The sequence below is a fragment of the Kiloniellales bacterium genome (genome assembly GCA_030064845.1).
GTDB lineage: Bacteria > Pseudomonadota > Alphaproteobacteria > Kiloniellales > JAKSDN01 > JASJEC01.
On the sequence record JASJEC010000001.1, the window covers coordinates 1 to 17,999 of the forward strand.

At 65.2% G+C, this 17,999-nt stretch carries 15 protein-coding genes; 9 read left to right on the forward strand and 6 right to left on the reverse strand.

What is annotated here, in order from left to right; genetic code table 11:
* The coding region (locus QNJ67_00005) for a serine/threonine-protein kinase (GenBank protein ID MDJ0607329.1) at positions 1-680 on the reverse strand (680 nt) is incomplete at its 3' end.
* A 72-nt stretch (positions 681-752) separates the two neighbouring features.
* Positions 753-1,844: a protein phosphatase 2C domain-containing protein gene (locus QNJ67_00010; GenBank protein MDJ0607330.1), complete on the reverse strand. Its 1,092-nt coding sequence runs from the start codon at positions 1,842-1,844 to the stop codon at positions 753-755.
* A gap of 92 nt (positions 1,845-1,936) precedes the next feature.
* Here QNJ67_00010 and tssA point away from each other — a divergent pair, with 92 nt between their 5' ends.
* The 7 genes from tssA to QNJ67_00045 all read left to right on the forward strand — a co-directional run bounded on the left by tssA (position 1,937) and on the right by QNJ67_00045 (position 9,690).
* Positions 1,937-3,607: a type VI secretion system protein TssA gene (gene tssA, locus QNJ67_00015; GenBank protein MDJ0607331.1), complete on the forward strand. Its 1,671-nt coding sequence runs from the start codon at positions 1,937-1,939 to the stop codon at positions 3,605-3,607.
* 58 nt (positions 3,608-3,665) lie between these two features.
* Entirely contained in the window at positions 3,666-4,160 is a 495-nt protein-coding gene (gene tssB / locus QNJ67_00020) for a type VI secretion system contractile sheath small subunit (GenBank protein MDJ0607332.1), read from the forward strand.
* Positions 4,161-4,257: 97 nt separating this feature from the next.
* Positions 4,258-5,742 (forward strand): type VI secretion system contractile sheath large subunit, encoded by a 1,485-nt coding sequence (gene tssC, locus QNJ67_00025; protein ID MDJ0607333.1) that lies wholly within the window; start codon positions 4,258-4,260, stop codon positions 5,740-5,742.
* 14 nt (positions 5,743-5,756) lie between these two features.
* Positions 5,757-6,170 carry a type VI secretion system baseplate subunit TssE gene (gene tssE, locus QNJ67_00030; GenBank protein ID MDJ0607334.1) on the forward strand — a complete coding sequence of 138 codons (414 nt, stop codon included), beginning with the start codon at positions 5,757-5,759 and terminating at the stop codon, positions 6,168-6,170.
* Positions 6,171-6,172: 2 nt separating this feature from the next.
* Positions 6,173-7,936 (forward strand): type VI secretion system baseplate subunit TssF, encoded by a 1,764-nt coding sequence (gene tssF, locus QNJ67_00035; GenBank protein MDJ0607335.1) that lies wholly within the window; start codon positions 6,173-6,175, stop codon positions 7,934-7,936.
* The gene (gene tssG / locus QNJ67_00040) at positions 7,900-8,916 is read left to right on the forward strand and encodes a type VI secretion system baseplate subunit TssG (GenBank protein ID MDJ0607336.1); all 1,017 of its coding nucleotides are present in this window, start codon (positions 7,900-7,902) and stop codon (positions 8,914-8,916) included. The genes tssF and tssG overlap by 37 nt, the downstream gene beginning before the upstream one ends.
* Positions 8,917-9,324: 408 nt before the next feature.
* Entirely contained in the window at positions 9,325-9,690 is a 366-nt protein-coding gene (locus tag QNJ67_00045) for a hypothetical protein (GenBank protein ID MDJ0607337.1), read from the forward strand.
* 78 nt (positions 9,691-9,768) lie between these two features.
* Here the strand turns inward: QNJ67_00045 and dctP are convergent, their stop codons facing one another.
* The 3 genes from dctP to QNJ67_00060 form a co-directional block, all read right to left on the reverse strand.
* On the reverse strand, positions 9,769-10,869 hold the full coding sequence (dctP, locus tag QNJ67_00050; GenBank protein ID MDJ0607338.1) for a TRAP transporter substrate-binding protein DctP: 1,101 nt from the start codon (positions 10,867-10,869) through the stop codon (positions 9,769-9,771).
* Positions 10,870-10,955: 86 nt separating this feature from the next.
* Positions 10,956-12,278: a TRAP transporter large permease subunit gene (locus QNJ67_00055; GenBank protein MDJ0607339.1), complete on the reverse strand. Its 1,323-nt coding sequence runs from the start codon at positions 12,276-12,278 to the stop codon at positions 10,956-10,958.
* Positions 12,275-12,811 (reverse strand): TRAP transporter small permease subunit, encoded by a 537-nt coding sequence (locus QNJ67_00060; protein MDJ0607340.1) that lies wholly within the window; start codon positions 12,809-12,811, stop codon positions 12,275-12,277. The genes QNJ67_00055 and QNJ67_00060 overlap by 4 nt, the downstream gene beginning before the upstream one ends.
* Before the next feature lie 436 nt (positions 12,812-13,247).
* On the opposite strand from QNJ67_00060, the gene tssH reads away from it, so the two are divergent.
* Both tssH and QNJ67_00070 read left to right on the forward strand, forming a co-directional pair.
* A complete protein-coding gene (gene tssH / locus QNJ67_00065) occupies positions 13,248-15,947 on the forward strand; it encodes a type VI secretion system ATPase TssH (GenBank protein MDJ0607341.1) in 2,700 nt (899 codons plus the stop codon).
* Positions 15,948-15,982: 35 nt separating this feature from the next.
* Positions 15,983-17,647: a sigma 54-interacting transcriptional regulator gene (locus QNJ67_00070; protein MDJ0607342.1), complete on the forward strand. Its 1,665-nt coding sequence runs from the start codon at positions 15,983-15,985 to the stop codon at positions 17,645-17,647.
* Here QNJ67_00070 and QNJ67_00075 read toward each other — a convergent pair.
* Entirely contained in the window at positions 17,644-17,772 is a 129-nt protein-coding gene (locus QNJ67_00075; GenBank protein MDJ0607343.1) for a hypothetical protein, read from the reverse strand. The two genes, QNJ67_00070 and QNJ67_00075, sit on opposite strands and share 4 nt — an antisense overlap.
* Positions 17,773-17,999 lie beyond the last annotated feature (227 nt).

Consider the following 17,999-nt stretch of genomic DNA (forward strand, 5'->3'; position numbering starts at 1 on the left):
TCGGGCTCGTCGCGGGTGATCTTGTAGAGCAGCGTCGCCATGGAATCGCCCTCGAAGGGCTTCTGGCCGCTGCACATCTGGTAGAGCACGACGCCGACGGAAAAGAGATCGGAGCGGCCGTCGACCTTCTGCCCCATAACCTGCTCGGGGGACATGTACTGCGGCGTTCCCAGGACCGTGCCGACCTGGGTCTGCTGGGCGTTGGGATCGTCGATATGGGCGATCCCGAAATCGGCGATCTTGATCGTCTGGCCGTCCGCCAGGACCATGATGTTGCTCGGCTTGATGTCGCGATGGACGACACCGTGGCTATGCGCGTAGTCCAAGGCATCGGCCAGCTGGATGCCGATCGACAGAATCTTCTCCATTGGGACGGGCGTGCCGGGCTCGAAGACCTCGCCGAGCGGCGAACCGGTCACCAGCTCGATGATGATGTAGGGCCGGTTGTCGATCTGGCCGATGTCGTAGACCGTCACGATGTTGGGGTGAGAGAAGGCCCCGGCCGCCTTCGCTTCGCGCATGAAGCGTTCGACGTAGCTGTCGTCGAGACACCATTCCTTCTTCAGGATTTTCAGCGCCAGCTCACGGTCGATCTGGGGGTCGTAGGCCTTGTAGACCTCCGCCATCGAGCCTTCCCCGAGCAAGTCGAGTATCCGGTAGCGGCCTATCTGCTCGTACATCGAATCCTGCTTCTTTCCCAGCCTCGGCCAAGCTCATGCCTCGGCCCGCTTCCCCCGGGCCGAGTCACCCGCCTAATCGAAATCCTGCAGACCCGGACCCTTGTCCGGCTCCCCCGTTTCCTCCCCGCGCCGCTTGCGGCCAAAAAAATCCGCCCCGGACCCGACTTCGTCCTCGGGCCGAGCCTGCCCAATGGTCACCACGACCGACGTGACGTTGTCTCTCGCACCCCCTTCGACGGCCCGTTCGATCAGGCGCTCAGCCACGTTCCGACCATCGCTTGTCTGAAGAATGGACGAGATTTCATCATGATCCAGGATCTTGTTCAATCCGTCGCTGCAAATCAGGTAGACGTCGCCGTCGTGCAGTTCGCCGGCGATCATGTCGATTTGAAGATCGGGCTGGGCACCGACCGCCCGGGTCACGATGTTGCTCTGCGGATGAGTCTCGGCTTCGTCCCGGTCCAGCAGACCGAGCTTGATGAGCTCCTCGACCTGGGAGTGATCGCGGGTCAACTGGCGCAGTTGCCCGCCGCGGCACAGGTAGATGCGGCTGTCGCCAACCCAGAGGCAGATTGCCTGCCCCTTAAAACCGGCGAGGATCGCGACCGTGCTGCCGATCACCGCGCCGTCACGCCGCTCGGCGGCGAGCCTCAGCAGGGTCTCGTTGGCGCCGTAGAGCTGTTCGCGCACTTGGAGCAGGAGCTCCTCGCGGGTCCGTCCCGGACGCATCCGGCCCAAGGCCTCGACGATGGTCCTGCTGGCGACGTCTCCCGCCTGGTGACCGCCCATGCCGTCGGCAACCGCCCAGATCCCGATATCGGGGCGATCCAGGAAGGCGTCCTCGTTGACCTTGCGAACGGTGCCGACGTGGGAGCTGGCGACCGAACGCCACGTCAGAGCACTTGCTGCTGCATCGCCCAGATCAGAGCGGTTCACGCGGCCAACTCCCTCGGACCCGTTCGGAAACGTCGACGCCCTAGTGCCGTCAGAACGCGGACGCAGCAAAATGATCCCGCCGACCTGCGTCGCGTTCCACCGGCGATTCGCGGGATCAGTGTGGCCCATTTTCCGGTTCGCGGTAAAGGGCGAGAGCGGGCAGGCGAGCACGCGGCCGCGCTCGACACCAGGATGGCGCTGCGGCAAACTGCGAAGGCTGGGCGGCAAAGGCGGGCCCTGGTCGGCACGAGGCCGGACCAGCCGCCGCCGTCAGGCGACAGGGGTGCGAAGCGCGCGGAAGGCAGGTTACGGGGACGAGCGTGTCGGAAGAGAAGGATCCGATCACGGTTCTGGGCGCGGAGCCGATCAGCCCGCAAGCGCCGGGCGGGACCTCGGTCCGCTACGAGCCCGAGTTCGAACAGATCGAGACCGAGATCGCCAAGCTGGAGTCCTTGAACGGCTCGCCGGTCGATTGGCGGACCGTCGAGGATCTGGGTATCCGCATACTCAGCACGAAGTCCAAGGACCTTCTGGTCGCCAGCTTCCTGTGCCAGGCCCTGTTCGAACGACAGGGCTACAGCGGGCTGCGCTCCGGGCTGACGATGATACAGGAGCTGGTCACGACATTTTGGCCCGAGCTCTTCCCGCCGTTGAAGCGGAAACGGGCGCGCGCGGCTGCCCTGGACTGGCTGGTCGACAAGGTAAGTCACCGCCAGGAGAGAACAGAGCCCGCAGGTGATGACCGTGAAGCGCTGGAGGCCACTGTCGCCACGATCCAGACGCTCGAGCCGGCGCTTCAGGAACTGCTCGGTGATGCGGCGCCGAGCTTCGGCGAGTTGCGCCGCGCCTTGACCGACCGCCTCGGTGCCTTGCCGGAGCCGACCCCCGAGCCCGCGGCTGCCGAGACTATCGCGGCGCCCGCTTCCGAGGCGGCCCAAGCGGCCGCGCCGGCGGCGGTGGCGCCGGCTGTTCCGGCTCCGGACCCGGCGCCGAGTGCACCCGCCCCGGCACCGCGTCCGAGCGCACCGCCGGCGCCGGTCGGCAGCATCGCCTCGGATTCGGATCTCCAGAAGGCGATCCGCGCCGGCCAGGAGACGCTGCGCGCCGTCGCCGCCTATCAGCGCGACAAGAAGCCGGCCGATCCCAACGCCTACACCCTGGTTCGCCAAGCCGCCTGGCTGGGCCTGCAGCGGTTGCCGCCCGATCAGAACGGGAAGACCGAAATCCGGCCGCCCTCGGCCGAGCGGCTGCAGCAGATCAGGTCGCTCGAGGAGGCGGGCGAGCACGGGGCTGTGCTGGAACAGGTGGAATCCAGCCTCGGCCGCATGCCTTTCTGGCTCGATGGCCACCGTCTGGCCGCAGGCGCCCTGGCCGCGCTTGGGCACGGCGACGCGCGTCGGGCGGTCGTCGAGAACCTGAGAGGGTTTCTCGCGCGCTTTCCCAACGCTGTTGAGCTGACCTTCCAAGACGGCCAGCCCTTCGCCGACGAGATGACCCGGCTCTGGATCAAGAACGAGATCGACGCGGTCGCCACTGGGGGTGCCACTGGGAGCACCGCCTCGACCGCAGCCGCCGCCGGCGCCGACGGCGGGTCCCCCTGGGTCGAGGCCGGCAACAAGGCGCGGCAGCTGGCCGGCGACGGCAAGGTGGAGGAGGCTTTCGCGGCGTTCCAGGACGGCCGCATTTCCGCCAGGTCGGCGCGCGATCGGTTCCACTGGGGCCTCGCCCTGGCGGGCTTCTGCCGGGAACTGGGCCGCGACGATCTCGCGGTGCCGCAGCTGGAGGACCTGGAAGAGGAGGCGGCGCGTTTCCGGCTCGAAGAGTGGGAGCCGGCGCTCAGCCTCGAGACGGCCCGGCTGCTCCTGCTCTGCTATGAGAAGACGGCGAAGAAAGACAAGGTCTCGCCGCAACGTCTGGAACGTATCGAGCGTCTGAAAGCTCGCGTCATTAGAATGGACATTGGCTCCGCGTTGAGGTTTACTACCGCCTAGAAAATTCTAGTTAATCCAAGCCTTAAAAGCATTTTTCGAGACAGTAACGGGGAAGGTGATGGCAAAGGAAGGCTCGGTCGCGCCGAAGGAGCGCGTGAACATCGTCTATCGTCCGGCCACCGGCGGCGCCCAGGAGGAGGTGGAGCTGCCGCTCAAGCTGATGCTGGTCGGCGACTACACGCTCCAGGAAGACGAGCGCTCGTTGGAAGAGCGCAAGGCGATCAATATCGACAAGGACAATTTCGACCAGGTGATGCGCGAGCACAAGCTGGCGCTCGACGTCAACGTGCCGGACCGGCTCTCGGGCGAAGAGGGCGAGGAAATGGCGGTCTCGCTGAAGTTCGAGAACCTGAAAGATTTCTCGCCCGAGGCGGTGGTCCGGCAGGTGCCGGAGCTCAATCAGCTGCTCGAGTTACGGGAAGCTCTGACCGCCCTGAAGGGCCCCCTGGGCAACGTTCCGGCCTTTCGGAAAACGATTCAGGCGGTCTTGGCGGACGAGGGCTCGCGCGGGCAGCTGCTCGATGAACTGGGGCTCGGCGACGGCAAGAAGTGACCGCCGCCGGAAAGACGAGGTTCCGCGGGCGATATTGAGGGTGGACCGCTGGATCCGGTCCGATTGACCGGGCCGGGACAACTGGGAGAAGTCGGAGATGGCGGAAACGGAAAAGGCGGCCGAGGCCGGCGCCGAGGTGCTCGAGCAGGAAGGTTCGCTGCTCGACCAGATCATGAACGAGACCCGGCTGAAGCCTTCGGACGAGGGCTACAGCATCGCCAAGCGCGGGGTCGAGGCCTTCGTCGCCGAGATGCTGGCGCCGAAACGCGCCGAGGAGCGGGTCGACAAGGGCATGGTCGACCTGATGATCGCCGAGATCGACAAGAAGCTCAGCGCCCAGGTCGACGAGATCCTGCACGACTCCAAGTTCCAGCAGCTCGAGTCCGCCTGGCGCGGCCTGAAGTACGTGGTCGACCAGACCAACTTCCGCGAGAACATCAAGCTGGAGGTCTTGAGCGTCTCCAAGGAGGACCTGCTCGACGACTTCGAGGACTCGCCGGAGATCGTGAAGTCGGGCCTCTACAAGCACGTCTACACGGCGGAATACGGCCAGTTCGGCGGCGAGCCGGTCGGCGCCATCATCGCCAACTACGACTTCGGGCCGGGGCCCCAGGACATCAAGCTGCTGCAGAACGTCGCGAGCGTCTCGGCCATGTCCCACGCGCCCTTCATCGCCGCGGCCGGCGCCCAGTTCTTCGGTCTGGACAACTACGAGGGACTGCCGAACCTGAAGGACATCAAGTCGATCTTCGAGGGGCCGCAATACGCCAAGTGGCGTTCCTTCCGCGAGTCCGAGGACTCGCGCTACGTCGGCCTGACCGCGCCGCGGTTCCTGCTGCGGCTGCCCTACGGCGAAGACAGCAACCCGGTGAAGGCTTTCAACTACGAGGAAAACGTCAAGGACAATCACGACCGCTACCTCTGGGGCAACACGGCCTTCGCCTTCGCCTCGCGGCTGACCGACAGCTTCGCCAAGTTCCGCTGGTGCCCGAACATCATCGGACCGCAGAGCGGCGGCGCGGTCGAGGACCTGCCGCTCCATCAATTCGAATCCTTGGGCGAAATTGAAACCAAGATTCCGACCGAGGTACTGGTCTCCGACCGCAAGGAGTTCGAGCTGGCCGACGAAGGCTTCATTGCGCTGACCATGCGCAAGGGCAGCGACAACGCGGCCTTCTTCTCGGCGAACTCGACCCAGAAGCCGAAAACCTTCGGACAGAGCAAGGAAGGCAAGGCGGCCGAGACCAACTACAAGCTGGGAACTCAGCTGCCTTATTTGTTCATAATCAACCGTTTGGCCCACTATATTAAAGTGCTGCAGCGCGAACAGATCGGCAGCTGGAAGGAGCGGACCGATCTGGAGCGTGAACTCAACACCTGGATCCGCCAGTATGTCGCGGACCAGGACAATCCGCCGGCCGAGGTGCGCAGCCGCCGGCCCCTGCGCAACGCCGAGATCACCGTATCCGATGTTGAAGGCGATCCGGGTTGGTACCGGGTCTCCATGGCGGTGAGGCCCCACTTCAAGTACATGGGCGCGAGCTTCACACTTTCGCTGGTCGGTAAGCTCGACAAGAGCTGACCGGCGGGACCGGGATGGCCGCCGCCAGAACGCTTCTGGAACGCATCGACGCGCCGGAAACCGGCGGGCGGCGCATCGCGCACGATGTCGACGAAGCGATGCGCTCCGTTGCGGAGCACCTGACCCGCATGTTCAACGTGCGCCAGGGCAGCGTCGCCGTGGCGCCGGACTACGGGATGCCGGACTTCAACGATCTGCTGACTCGTTTCCCCGACGCGCTGAACGTGATCCGCAAGTCCATCCAGACCTCGGTCGACAAGTACGAGCCGCGGCTCTCGCGGGTGACGGTGCGCGCGATCGCCAACGACGACGACCCCTACGATCTCAGGTTCAAGATCGCCGGGCGCCTCGCCCTGGGTGACGACGAGCGTTCGGTCAGCTTCGAAGCACTGGTCGGGCCGTCGGGCCGGGTGAAGGTCTGGAGTTAGTCTTGTCTTTGAACAAGTACTTCCAGGACGAGCTGGCCTATCTGCGCGAGCTGGGCAAGGAGTTCTCGCGCGCCAACCCGCAGCTCGCCCCCTTTCTCGCCGACAAGGGGAACGATCCCGATGTAGAGCGCCTGCTGGAGGGGTTCGCGTTCCTGTCCGGCCGCATCCGGCAGAAGCTCGACGACGAGCTGCCCGAGCTGACGCACAGCCTGATCTCGCTGCTCTGGCCCCATTACCTGCGCCCCGTGCCCTCGATGTCGATCCTGGAGTTCGAGCCTATCGCCAGCGCGCTTTCCGGGCCGACCCGGGTGGAACGGGGCACCGAGGTCGACTCGGTCCCGGTGGAAGGCACGGCCTGCCGCTTCCAGACCAGCTACGCCGTCGACCTGCTGCCGCTCTCGATCACAAAGGTGGAGGCCGGAAAGACGGCCGGCGGCTCCGCTCTCGCCGTGACCTTCCAGCTGTTCCCCGGCAGCACCCTGGACAGCCTGGACCTCAGGCAGCTGCGAATCTTCCTGCACGGCGAGACCGGCGTGAGCCGCACGCTCTACTACTGGCTCTGCCGCAAGGTGCGCCGCGCGCGCGTGCAGGTGGGCAAGGCCGGACCCGACGGGGAGGGCTTCCTGCTGCCGGCCGATACGGTCCGCCCGGTCGGCTTCGCCGAGGAAGAGGGTCTGCTGCCCTATCCGCCGACCTCCTTCCTGGGCTACCGCCTGCTGCAGGAGTACTACAGTCTTCCCGAGAAGTTCATGTTCGTGGACATCACCGGGCTGGCCCCGCTGCGCCGCTCGAAGATGGCTGATGTCTTCACAGTGATCTTCGACTTCGACGGCAACCTCGAAGAGCAGGTGCGGCCCAAGGCGGACAACCTGCGCCTTTTCTGCACGCCGATCGTCAATCTCTTCACGCGCGACGCCGATCCGATCCGGGTCGACCAGACCAAGATGGAGTACCGGGTCTGGCCTTCGGCCAAGCAGCCGTCGCACTACCAGACCTATTCGGTCGATCTGGTCGAGGGCTGGATCCAGGGCACCGGCAAGCGCCGGCTCTACAAGGCTTTCGAGTCCTTCGAGCACTTGGCGGTCGGTGGCGAGGAGGAGGCGGTCTTCTACCGAACGCGCCTGCATCCCGCGACGGTGGGGCGCGGCGCCGAGACCTACATCTCCTTCGTGACCGCCGGCGACAGCGCGACCGTTCCGCCGACCGAGACCATCTCCCTCGGCATCACCGCCACCAACCGGAACTTGGCGGAGACCTTGCGCGCGGGGGACATCGCGACGGCCACGGGCAGCTCGCCGGAGAATGCCCGGTTCCGCAACCTCATACCGGCGAGCCCGTCGATCCTGCCGCCGCTGGGCGGAGGCCTGCATTGGCGGCTGATCTCGCACCTCGCCCTGAACTACGTTTCCCTGACCCAGCTCGAGAGCCTGCGGATGATCCTCTCGGCCTACGACTTCCGCAGCCTCCACGACCGGCGGCTGGCGCGGGAGAGCAAGCTCCGTCTCGAGGGCCTGGTCGGCGTGCAGTCCGGGCCGATCGACCTGCTCTATCGCGGCCTACCGGTGCGCGGTCTGCGAACCGAAATCGACATGCGCGAGAGCAACTTCGCCGGAGAAGGGGATCTCTTTCTCTTCGGCTCGGTCCTCAGCGAGTTCCTTTCCCTCTTCGCGAGCGTGAATTCCTTCCATCAGCTGGTGGTGACCGGCGTGGAACTGGGAGAGCATTACGAATGGACAGCGCAAAGCGGGCGCCAGCAGCTACTCTAGTCGCCGAGCTGCTGCGACGCGCCCGTCGTTTCGACTTTTATCAGGCGGTCCGCATCCTGATGTCGGATCGGGGCGCGCAGGCGCCGGTCGGCGGCCTCGGCCCGGTCGAGGATGAACCGATCCGGTTCCGTCCGGCGGCGAGTCTCGGCTTCGCGAGCGCCGACACAGACGCCATAGAACGCCTGGACGAGGGCGGTGAAGAGTCGCGCTACCGCGTCACGGTGAACTTTCTCGGGCTCTACGGCACGGTCTCGCCCTTGCCCGCCTTCTACACCGAGGCGATCATTTCCGGCAACGAGCAGGAGAGCAACCGGCGCGACTTCCTGGATCTCTTCCACCACCGCTACATCGCGTTGCTGTTCCGCTGCTTCGAGAAGTACCGCTTCTATCTCCGTTTCCGCCCGGGCGGCGGGGACCAGTCGAGCCGTTGGCTCGCCGGCCTCGCGGCCCTGGACCAGGTCGCGGAAGAGGAGTCGCCGGCCGTCGCCATGCGCGAGCGCCTGCTGGCCTGTCTCGGCGTTCTTCTCCAGGGCAGCCGCTCGGCGCCTGCGCTGGAGCGGATTTTGACCCACTACTTCAACGGCCAGACCTTTCGGGTGCGACAGTTCGTCAAGCGCCACGTGACCATTCGGCCGGAGCAGCGCGCCCGCCTCGGCGCGGCCAACGCGCGCCTCGGACAGGACTGTACCCTGGGCGAACGGGTGCCCGACATCGCCGGCCGGTTTCGCCTGGAGGTCGGTCCGCTAGACTTTCCCTCTTTCCTCCGCTTCCTGCCGGAAGGCGACCATCACGGCCAGCTGCGCGAGGTAATGCCGTTCCTGCTCAAGGACCAGCTCGACCACGACCTCGCGCTCGGCCTGAAGCGTGAAGAGGTGCCCCGGCTCGAGCTCGAGCCCGACAATCCCTGCCGTCTCGGCTGGTCGACCTGGCTCGCCACCGAGCGAAGCGCCGACCCGGTAGTGATCCTGCCGCTTCGCTAGAGCGGATCGCGGTCAATCGCGATCCGTTGCTCTGGAGGACCCGCGCGGCCGGGTTCGCTCAATCGAGCGGCCGGGGCCAGAACAGAAGCAGAAGGACGATCGCCCATACCACGATCCAGAACGCCCAGGTGACGTTCGGATGGGCCGCCTGCCACTCCAGTATTCTCTTGTGAAGCATCGTGCTCCGTCCGGTGCGAGATTGCCTGTTCGGCTTAGACGACGGACAGGTTTATTGATCGCCGGGCGGGCGCACAAGTTGCGAGAGCACGAAACCTAGAAGTAGTCCGCATGATGAGACCGGATCGGAGTCTCGGCCCTAATCTCTTGCACGCTATCGCTTAGTAATTTGAAGATCGGCGAAATGCAGCTAGTCTGAGAATGTAGGTGGCGTAACGGCATGCCGTGCTTATGGACGCGATCAAGACGGCCGCTTTCATTTCCGTCGGCAGAGCCTGCGGCTTCGCGGGCTTCGGCATACTCTGCCTGATGCTCGGGCTGAGCTTCGATCCGGCCTTAGCGACCCGCGCCGGCGGCTTCTTGGGGCTGGGGCTGGCGTCGATTCTGGCGGTGCTGGGGGCCATCGCCCCGATCCGTCCCTACCGGCATACCGAAACCTGGCTGATCCTCGCCAAAGAGGACCGTCCGCCCTCGACGGTCGCCCAGCGCCTGGTCGGCGAGACGCTGCGGGACACCTATCATTGGTTCGCCGAACGGATCGCTCTCGGCTCGCTCCTGCTCCTAGGGGTGTCGCTGCTGTTGAAACTCTTCCTCTGACCGGCCGGGCGCGGGCCGAAGAGAAGACCCCCGTGCCGTGCGGCGCGGGGGTCCTCCTCAGGTCGTCGATGGGAATGGTCAACCGTAGCGGTAGGGGACCCCGACCTTCTCCATGACCGCGGTGTAGTCCTTGTAGGCCTGGACCACCTTGGCCGTCCGGGGGCTGATCGAGGCGAGTTCGTCCCAGAACTCCTCGGCGTCCTTGACCACCTGGTTCCATTCCTCGGCCGGGATCTCGGTCAGCTCCATCTTCTTGCCCTCGACACGGAGCTTGGCCTCGCCGCCCCAGTACCAGACCTGGCGGTAGTAGTGGGACTGGTCGCACGACATCAGGAAGAGCTCCTTCAGATGAGCCGGCACCTTGGCCCAGGACTTCGAATTGGCGAAGTAGGAGCCGCACCAGGCGCCGGTCACGTTGTTCAGCAGCGCGTAGTTGCAGACGTCGGCCCAGCCGACCTCGTAGGCCTCCGTGAAGCCGCACCAGGCGACGCCGTCGAGCTCGCCGGTCTGGATCGCCACCTCGATGTCGTCCCACGGCAGCGTGACCGGGATGAGGCCGTAGCGCGAGAGGAAGCGGCCGGCGGTCGGCACGCCGAAGACGCGCTTGCCGCGCATGTCGGCGAGGCTGCGGATCGGCTCCTTGGTGAAGATGTGCAGGGGATCCCAGGCCCCGGCCGAGAGCCATTCGACGTTCTCGACTTCGTCGTAGGCCTCCTTCCAGATCTGGTCGAGGCCGTAGTATTTGAACAGCACGGGCATGTCGAGGCTGTAGCGGGTCGAGAAGGGGAAGTAGCCGCCGAACACGTTGATGTCGACCGGTGAGGCCATGGTGGCGTCGTCGCTCTGTACCGCGTCGATCGTGCCGTTCTGCATGGCGCGGAACAACTCGTCGGTCGGCACCAGCTGGTCGGCGTAGTACAGCTCGATCTCCATCTCGCCGTGGGCCGCCTTGTTGAAGGCCTCGATCTGCGGCTTGATGACGTGGGCGCCCAGCGGTGCGCCGGAGTAGGTCTGCAGCCGCCACCGGATCGGATTGGACTGGGCATAGCCGTAGGGCGCGGCCAAGGTGCCCGCCGCGGCCGCCGCGGCCGTTGTGACGCCCGCCTTCTTCAGGAAGTCGCGGCGCTGGACTTTTGTTTCCTGTCCTTTGACCTTCTTCTTGCGTTTCGTATCCGTCATGTGAACCTCCTTTTCTCTTGTTGCGGCCCGTCCTTCAGCGGCGGGCTCATCTCTTATCCATTCCTCGCCAGAACCCTTCGATGCGCTCACTTGCCGCGCACATATTCGGGCAGCCAGAGCGCGATCTGCGGAAAGGCCATCACCAGGATCAGGCCAAACGTCATAACGGCCACAAAGGGTATGATGGATCGGTAGATGTCCGGAAGGGTAATTTCTCTCGGCGCCATGGCCCGCATCAGGAAGAGGTTGTAGCCGAACGGCGGCGTCATGTAGGCGATCTGGCAGGTGATCGTGTAGAGCACGCCGTACCAGATCGGGTTGAAGCCGAGCGCGATCACCAGCGGCACGTAGAGCGGCGCGACGATCACAAGCATGGCCGTGTCGTCGAGGAACATGCCCATCACGATGTAGGAGAGCTGCATCATGATCAGCACTTCCCAGGGCGTGAGCTCCCAGCGCGTGATGAAGAGGGATTCGATCGCCCGGACGGCCCCGATGCCGTCGAACACCGAGCCGAAGCAGAGCGCGGCCAGGATGATCCAGAGGAACATGCAGGAGATGCCGAGCGTCTTCTTCAGGGTCGCCTCCATCACCTGGAAGCTGAGGCGGCGCTTGATCAGGGCGGCCAGCGTCGCGGCCGTCGCGCCGACCGCCGAGCTCTCGACCAGGCTGGTGATGCCCATGACGAAAAGTCCGGTCATGAAGAAGAAGATCAGGAAGGGAATGATCCCGGCACGCAGCAGCTTCAGCTTCTCGACCAGGGGCATGTTGCGGTCTTCTTCCGAGACCGTCGGCCCTAGGTGCGGTTGCATCCTGCAGCGCACCACGATGTAGATGACGAAGAGCGTCGCCATCATCAGGCCGGGAATGGCGCCGGCGAGCCAGAGCTGGCTGACCGGCTGGCGCGCAATCATGCCGTAAAGCACCAGCACGACCGAGGGCGGCACCAGGATTCCCAGTGACGATCCGGCCTGAATCACGCCTGTGATCATGACCTTGTCATAGCCGCGCTTCAGCATCTCGGGCAGGGCGATGGTGGCGCCGATCGCCATGCCGGCGACGGAGAGGCCGTTCATTGCCGAGATCACCACCATGAGGCCGATGGTGCCGACCGCCAGCCCGCCCTTCAGGCCGCCCATCCAAACGTGGAACATGCGGTAGAGGTCGTCGGCGATGCCCGATTCCGACAGCACGTAGCCCATGTAAACGAAGAGCGGCAGGGTCAGCAGCGGGTACCAGTTGAACAGCTTGAAGGCCGCGTTGAAGGGCATCTCGATGGCCCCGGTGCCGTAGAGCAGGGCGGCTGCGGCGGCCGAAACGAAGCCGATCGCCGCGAAGACCCGCTGCCCGGTCAGCAGCATCAGCAGCATCGAGGCGAACATGGTGATGGCGATGAGCTCGTGACTCATAGGGTCGGCTGCTCCCCTTCATGGGTGATGGCCTGACCCCTGGCCTTGGCGATGTCCTTGAACAGCATGGATATCGCCTGGAGCAGCATCAGCACGATGCCGAAAACCATGATGCACTTGATGGGAATCATGGAGGGATTCCACATGGAGAACTTTCGCTGGCCGGTCTCGATCGCGTAGATCGTGCTCGAGATCGAACCGAACAGCAGGCAGACCAGATAGAACAGCAGGCAGCCGCTGGTCGCGACGTCGAGCTTCGCCTTCATGGTCTCTGAGACCCGGTCGTAAATCAGGTCCATGCGGACGTGATCGCCCAGCTGCATCGAGTAGGCGCCGCCGAGTATGTAGTACGCGGCCATGGTGAACTGCGCCATTTCGACGCACCAGGACAGCGGGATGCGGATGATGTTGCGCGTGACCGCGTCGAGCAGCAGCACGCCGATCATGACGAAGACCAGCAGCATGGCCAGCCGGCCGACCTTCTCCGAGGCGAAGTCGACGTACTTGACGTAGAGAAGGAACGGCTTGGGCATGCCTCAGCCGCCGCCTTTGGTGCTATCGCTGGCTCGCGTCACCCACACCGTCCCCGTCAACTCGAACCCGGCCTCGCGGCGATCGTGGCCCGAAGACCTGCGCCGCGCCGGCCCGGTTCCGCCAATTGAAGCTGTCCCCCGTTCCCCCGGCGGTTCCGCCGCCTGCCTTCTCGTCAGCCCTGCCGCGGCGATTAGGTTGGTAAAGTCCTGGACGGAACGCAACTTAATTTGTGGTGCCCGGGCCCAGCTGAAGCACCGGGAAGTGGTAAAACTCACCCCGCAAATGCAAGCAGAGTGATATAGTTCATACAAATGAGTTGCCTGTCTCGCGTTTGGGGAGAGACGCGCGCCGGGCGGTTCGTGGCAGGAGGCGCGCCGGTATGCGGCTCGGCACGGCCGGGATTGCGTGATCCGGGCAAGCGGGGAGCAGGGTGGCATGATTGACGTTGAGCTCAAGTCTCTGTTCAAGAGACTGAATCCCTACTGCAGGCGGTCTCTCGAGGGCGCGGCGGGCCTCTGCGTCTCCCGCGAGAACTACGAGGTCTCGATCGAGCATCTCCTGCTCATGCTGATCGGCGACCCGAACCACGATTTTCAGGTCATCCTGCGCCACTACGAGATCGATCCGGCCCGGGTGGAGAAAGCGGTTCAGCGGGCGGTCGAAGCCTGCCGCACCGGCAACCAGGGCAAGCCGGTCTTCTCGCCGCTCCTGATCGAGCTGCTCCAGGAAGCCTGGATGCTCGGCTCGATCGAGTACGACATTCGAGAGATCCGCTCCGGCTTGCTGATCGCGGTTCTGGCCGCTAACCCGAACCGCTACGCCTACGGCATCTTCGCCGACGAGCTAACGCCGATCCGCGCCGAGGACCTGCGCCGCAGCCTTTTCGACATAACCGCCGGCTCCCAGGAAGAGGCCGCGCCGCTCGGCGCCGCGCCGTCGGGCCCAGGGGAGGCCGCGGTCGATCGCGGCGAGGACTCCGCGCTCGGCCGCTTCACCATCGACTTCACCGGCCGGGCGCGGGCCGGGGAGATCGACCCCGTGTTCTGCCGCGACCGGGAGATCCGCCAGATCATCGACATCCTCGGGCGCCGCCGGAAGAACAACCCGATCGCCGTCGGCGAGGCCGGCGTCGGCAAGACCGCCGTGGTCGAGGGCCTTGCCCTCAAGGTGGTGGAGGGAGACGTCCCGGACCTGTTCCAGAACGTCGAGATCTACGGCCTCGACCTCGGCCTGCTGCAGGCCGGCGCCGGGGTCAAGGGCGAGTTCGAGAACCGGCTGAAGGCGGTCATCGACGAGGTCAAGGCCTCGGTCAAGCCGATCATCCTCTTCATCGACGAGGCCCACACCCTGATCGGCGCCGGCGGCCAGGCCGGCATGGGCGACGCGGCCAACCTGCTCAAGCCCGCGTTGGCCCGGGGCGAGCTGCGCACCATCGCGGCGACCACCTGGTCGGAGTACAAGAAGTACTTCGAGAAGGACCCGGCGCTGGCCAGGCGCTTCCAGCTGGTCAAGCTGGAGGAACCCTCGCCCGAGGAAGCGGTCACGATCATCCGGGGCCTCCGGGAGAAGTACGAAGAGGCCCACGGCGTCTACGTGCGCGACGACGCGGTGGAGGCCGCCGCGCGGATGTCGGCGCGCTATGTTTCGGGACGGCAGCTGCCGGACAAGGCGGTCGACGTGCTCGACACCGCGAGCGCCCGGGTCAAGATCTCGATCAGCTCGAAGCCCGATGCGATCGACGACCGGGAACGGCGGATCAAGGCGCTGGAGCGGGAGCGCACGGCGGTCCTGCGCGACATCGAGGCGGAGACCCGGAACGACGACGGACGGGTCGCAGAGCTGGACGACGAGATCGCCGCGATCCAGGGGGAACTGGACGAACTGGGCCGGCGCTGGGAGGCCGAGCGCGGCCACGTCGAGAAGATCCTCGAGCTGCGCCAGGCCTTGGCGCGCGCCAACGCCGGGCAGGAAGCGGATGACGCGGCGGAAGTAACGGAAGAAGAGGCGTCCGGAGAGGAGACAGCCGCGGAGGCCCCGCCGATCGACAAGGAGTCTGCTAGGAAGGAGCTCGACCAGGCCATGACTGCCCTAGCCGCCCTGCAGAACGGCCAGCCCCTGGTCCACTACGAGGCCAGCCCTGAGGTCGTGGCGGCGGTCATCGCTGACTGGACCGGCATCCCGCTCGGCAAGATGGTCCAGGACGAAGCCAAGACGATCCTCGGCTTCAGGGACGAGCTGGCTCGGCGGATCAAGGGCCAGGATCACGTGGTCGACATCGTCGACGAGGGCATCCGCTCGGCCAAGGCTGGCGTCCAGAACCCCGACGCGCCCATGGGCGTCTTCCTCTTCGTCGGCCCCAGCGGTGTCGGCAAGACCGAGACGGCGCTCGGCATCGCCGACCTGCTGTTCGGGGGCGAGCGCTTCATGGCGACGATCAACATGTCGGAGTTCCAGGAGAAGCACTCGGTCTCACGGTTGATCGGCTCTCCGCCGGGCTATGTCGGCTACGGCGAGGGCGGCATGCTGACCGAGGCCGTGCGCCAGCGGCCCTATTCGGTGGTGCTGCTCGATGAGGTCGAGAAGGCCGACCTCGAGGTGATGAACCTGTTCTACCAGGTCTTCGACAAGGGCATGCTGTCAGACGGCGAAGGCCGGCTGATCGACTTCAAGAACACCATCGTCCTACTGACCAGCAACCTGGCCAGCGACATCATCACCGAGATGTGCAGCGGTTCGGAACCGCCGCCGCTCGACGTGATCAGCAACGCGATCCGCCCTGTGCTCAGCAACCACTTCAAGCCCGCGTTGCTGGCGCGCATGCAGATCGTGCCCTTCCTGCCGATCGTCGGCGACGCCATGAAGGGCATCGTGGAGCTGAAGCTGCGCAAGCTGGCCAAGCGGATCCAGGGCAGCCAGAAGATCGACTTCACCTGGCAACCCGACCTGGTCGATCAGATTGCCCAGCGCTGCCAAGAGGTGGAGACCGGCGCGCGCAACATCGACCACATTATCAACCGCACGCTGCTGCCCAAGATCTCCACGGAGATCCTGCACATGATGGGCGCCGAGGAGACCGCGGAGCGGCTCGAAGCCAGCGTCGGCAAGGACGGAGATTTCATACTCACTTTCCACTAGCGGGGCGGCCATTTAGCCGTCGGGAGGGTCACCTCGTGATCGCGCTCAACCAGACTCCGGCCAAGGCGGTCGAGCAGTTCATCAAAATCACCACATCGCTCTCGACCGAGCGGGACCTGAACCGTCTGCTCAGCATGATCCTCAGCGGGGCGCGCAACCTGACCCGCTCGGAGGCCGGCCGCATCTACATCCTCGACGACACCAAGCGCCACCTTCTGCTCGAGGTTTACCAGAACGAGGTGCTGGGCGATCAGCGGCCGAGAGTCGCGCCGGTCGCACTGTTCGACCAGGGCCGGCCGGCTCATGCCAACGTCTTCGCCCGCTGCGCCTTCACCGGAGACCTGATCGAGGTCGACGACATCTACCGTTACTCCGGCTTCGATTTCGCCGACCTCTACCGGCAGGACAGCTTGCTGAATTACCGCACGCGTTCGCTGGTGGTCGTGCCGCTGCGCAACCACGAAGAGGTCACCATCGGCGTCCTCCAGCTCTCGAACATGCGCGACGGCGAGACCGGCGAACTGATCGGCTTCCCGGAAGCGCTCCGGGGCGTGGTCCTCGCCTTCGCCTCCCAGGCGGCCGTGGCGCTCAACAACGTGCGTCTGATCGAGCAGAATCGGCAGCTGATCCAGGTGCTCGATCACAGCAACCGGGAGCTGGAGCAGGAGAACAGGCAGCTGCGCGACAAGATCGAGGGCCAGTACCGCTTCGCCAGCATCGTCGGGGCGGCGAAAAGCATGAAGCAGGTCTTCGAGCTGATGACCAAGGTCTTGAACACCGACGCCACGGTGCTCCTCGGCGGCGAGACCGGCACGGGCAAGGAGCTGATCGCCCGGGCGATCCACTTCAACAGCCGTCGCAAGAGCAGGGAGTTCGTCGCCCAGAACTGCGCGGCGCTGCCTGAAGGACTGCTGGAGAGCGAGTTGTTCGGCTACAAGGCGGGCGCTTTCAGCGGCGCGAAGTCCGATAAGAAGGGACTGATCGAGCTTGCCGACGGTGGAACCCTGTTCCTCGACGAGGTCGGCGACATGCCCCTCGAGCTCCAGGCCAAGCTGCTGCGCGTCCTGCAGGAAGGCGAGGTCCGGCCCTTGGGCGCGCTGGAAAGCCGCAAGGTCAATCTGCGCGTCGTCGCCGCGACCCATGTCGACCTGAAGGAGAAGGTCGCCTCGGGCGCGTTCCGAGAGGACCTCTACTACCGACTCTGCGTCTTTCCCATCACGCTGCCGCCCCTGCGCGAGCGCAGCGAGGACCTGCCGACCCTGCTGCATCACTTTCTCGCCGAGTCGAGCGAGCGCTATGACAAGGCGATCAAGGGTTTCGCGCCGACCGCCATGCGGTTGCTCATGGCCTATGACTACCCGGGCAATGTGCGGGAGCTGCGCAACCTGATCGAAAGGGCCGTTCTGCTGGCCGAGGATGGCGGCTTCGTCCTGCCGGACTTCTTGCCGGACGAGGTCCTCAACGGCGCGGAACTGCCGCCCGTGGTTGCCGGCGACTCCCTGGACAGTCTGCGCGAAGCCGTCGGTGAGTTCGAGGCCTCGCTGATCGAGCGGAAGCTCGATCAGTTCGACTGGAACCAGACGAGGACCGCCAAGGAGCTGGATATCTCGCGCCGGACTCTGATCGAGAAGATGAACAAGTACCGGATCCACCGTCCGGAAGGCGGCGGCGCGGAAGCGCGGCGCGAGCGCCCGCTCTAACGCTCGATCGGCTGGCGCAGCTCCCAGCGTTCGACCGGCTTGCCGCCTTCGATCCGGTAGAGCTCCATCACCTGGAAATCATCTAGTGCTTCCGACCGAGCCGAGGGCAGGCGCTCTTGCGGCAACGGAGGCCACCGGCGGGTGTAACGAATCGTGCACAGTCAGTCCGCGGCTGTGCAGAAATCCGCATGACCGATGAAGCGCCTGCGTTCCGCACCAGGGAGGCGCCCTATCCTCCTGCGCGTCGATTTCCCCAGTGATTTCAGAGACTCGTCATTTTTTTTGCGGCGGCATTCCCGACTTTGGCACGCTTCTTGTGATGTAGGGGGCATGGCATGGCAGGGGCCATGGC

Bases quoted from the DNA above. Each gene is read 5' to 3' on its own strand.
- tssC (MDJ0607333.1), top strand. From the start codon at position 4,258: ATGGCGGAAACGGAAAAGGCGGCCGAGGCCGGCGCCGAGGTGCTCGAG.
- tssH (MDJ0607341.1), top strand. From the start codon at position 13,248: ATGATTGACGTTGAGCTCAAGTCTCTGTTCAAGAGACTGAATCCCTAC.
- dctP (MDJ0607338.1), bottom strand. From the start codon at position 10,869: ATGACGGATACGAAACGCAAGAAGAAGGTCAAAGGACAGGAAACAAAA.
- tssB (MDJ0607332.1), top strand. From the start codon at position 3,666: ATGGCAAAGGAAGGCTCGGTCGCGCCGAAGGAGCGCGTGAACATCGTC.
- QNJ67_00055 (MDJ0607339.1), bottom strand. From the start codon at position 12,278: ATGAGTCACGAGCTCATCGCCATCACCATGTTCGCCTCGATGCTGCTG.
- QNJ67_00045 (MDJ0607337.1), top strand. From the start codon at position 9,325: ATGGACGCGATCAAGACGGCCGCTTTCATTTCCGTCGGCAGAGCCTGC.
- QNJ67_00060 (MDJ0607340.1), bottom strand. From the start codon at position 12,811: ATGCCCAAGCCGTTCCTTCTCTACGTCAAGTACGTCGACTTCGCCTCG.
- tssE (MDJ0607334.1), top strand. From the start codon at position 5,757: ATGGCCGCCGCCAGAACGCTTCTGGAACGCATCGACGCGCCGGAAACC.
- tssG (MDJ0607336.1), top strand. From the start codon at position 7,900: ATGGACAGCGCAAAGCGGGCGCCAGCAGCTACTCTAGTCGCCGAGCTG.